The organism is Microbacterium sp. Bi128, from assembly GCF_918698205.1.
Genome location: NZ_CAKKMM010001001.1, coordinates 1 through 1,877 on the forward strand (window position 1 = coordinate 1; position 1,877 = coordinate 1,877).

The window sequence follows — 1,877 nt, forward strand, 5'->3', positions numbered from 1 at the left end:
CGGGGACTTCAACGACGATCCAGTCGACCGGCCCCAGTTCATCGAGTGTCTCAGTCATGCGTATGACCTCCGCTTCTTCTTGGGGTTCGAGGCGATCCGACGGACCGCTGCACCTTCATTCTGTGCCCCCGGTGAGGTGCGGCGCCTCACCCGTGCCGGGTGACCTCACGCCTCAGCGGTAGGACTTGCTTGTGCCGCCCCGGGTTCCGGGCCGAAGGAACAAGCCCGGCGGCCCGGCTGTTGCTTCCAATGACGGGGCAGCGGTCCCCGTGCCGTGGTCTCCGGGCAACCCGCCCGGTTGTACCCGGTTTTGTCCTGTCCCCACCTGCGAACATTGGAGCACCATGCCCGTTACAGCCCATCTCGACTTGAACGTCAAAGCCGAAGCCCTGCCCACGGCGCCCGCGGTGCTCCGCGATATTCTCTCCGATACGCGCGCCTTTGACGGCTGCCTCGGGGTCGACGTGCTGGTCGACAGCGCGGATCCGGCGCATTTTCTCGTGGTCGAACAGTGGGTATCGATGGAACACGACGCCGCCTATCGCGCCTGGCGCGCAGGCGACGGCGCGAGCGGGCTGGCAGAACTCCTGGCCGCCCCGCCGGTGCTGACGCACTTCGAGACGTCCTTCGCGGTCTGAGCCTCCCCGCGACGCCGAAGGGGCCCCGCCGGATCAGAATTGCTTCTCTGAACCGGACCGAGGGCCCCTTCGTGTTGTTTCCGCCGGAGACTACGCCTGGACGGGCGGCTCGGCAGGTGCCAGCACAACGTCGCTGACGGCCAGTTCACCCTCGCCGGCGACAAGCGCCAGTTCACGGGCGTTGGCCGCGGCCTTGAGGTCGGCGAGGCCGGCCTTGAGCTGGGTCGTGAGGGACTCCGAGGCCGTGATCGTCGCGGACAGCACCTCGGTGCGCTGCTTGACCTTGGCCTCGGACTTGGCCTTGCGAATGCCGCTGAGCGCGGTGCCCACCGTGGCCAGGAGGGTAGTGTCGCCGTCGACCGCGATGGCGGAGGGCCACTGGGCGCGGTGCACGGAACCGGTGCGCCACCAGCTCCAGACTTCCTCCGTGGCGAACGGCAGGAACGGCGCGAAGAGCCGCAGGAGGGTGTCCAGGCTCGTCGCGAGGGCGGCCAGCACGGATGCCTGCTGCTCCTCGCCTGCCGCACCGTAGGCACGGTCCTTGATGAGTTCCACGTAGTCGTCGGTGAAGTTCCAGAAGAAGCTCTCGGTGATCTGCAGCGCCCGGGCGTAGTCGTAGCCCTCGAATGCCTTGGTCGCCTGCTCGACGACGTCGGCGAGCTGGGCCAGGACGGCCCGGTCTAAGGGGTTGCTCAGCACGGACAGGTCGCCGGAGACGACCGAGTCCTCGGTGGCGCCCAGGTTCAGGACGAACTTGGAGGCGTTGAGCAGCTTGATGGCCAGGCGGCGGCCGATCTTCATCTGCGCGATCTCGTAGGCGGTGTCCGCGCCGAGCTTGGCCGAGGCAGCCCAGTAGCGCACGGCGTCGGAGCCGTACTCCTCCAGCACATCCGTGGGCACAATGACGTTGCCCTTGGACTTGGACATCTTCTTCCGGTCCGGGTCCAGGATCCAGCCGGAGATGGCCGCGTGCTTCCACGGTGCGGTCCTCTGCAGCGCGTCGGCGCGGACGGCGGAGGAGAACAGCCAGGTCCGGATGATGTCATGGCCCTGCGGGCGCACGTCGAAGGGGTAGACCTTGGCGAAGAGCGCCTCGTCGGTGCTCCAGCCGCCCACAATCTGGGGGGTCAGGGAGGACGTGGCCCAGGTGTCGAGGACGTCCGCGTCGCCGGTGAAGCCGCCGGGCACGTCGCGCTGGGCTTCCTCGTAGCCGGGGGCCGCATCTGCCGCGGGGTCCAC

2 protein-coding genes are annotated in these 1,877 nt (G+C 68.2%); one reads left to right on the forward strand and one right to left on the reverse strand.

Features of this window, described 5'->3' with window-relative positions; translation table 11 throughout:
* Positions 1-344 precede the first annotated feature (344 nt).
* A complete protein-coding gene (locus LQV45_RS29060; protein WP_290370347.1) occupies positions 345-638 on the forward strand; it encodes a putative quinol monooxygenase in 294 nt (97 codons plus the stop codon).
* Between the two features lie 90 nt (positions 639-728).
* Here the strand turns inward: LQV45_RS29060 and LQV45_RS29065 are convergent.
* On the reverse strand, positions 729-1,877 hold a 1,149-nt coding region (locus LQV45_RS29065; protein ID WP_230010503.1), incomplete at its 5' end, for a class I tRNA ligase family protein.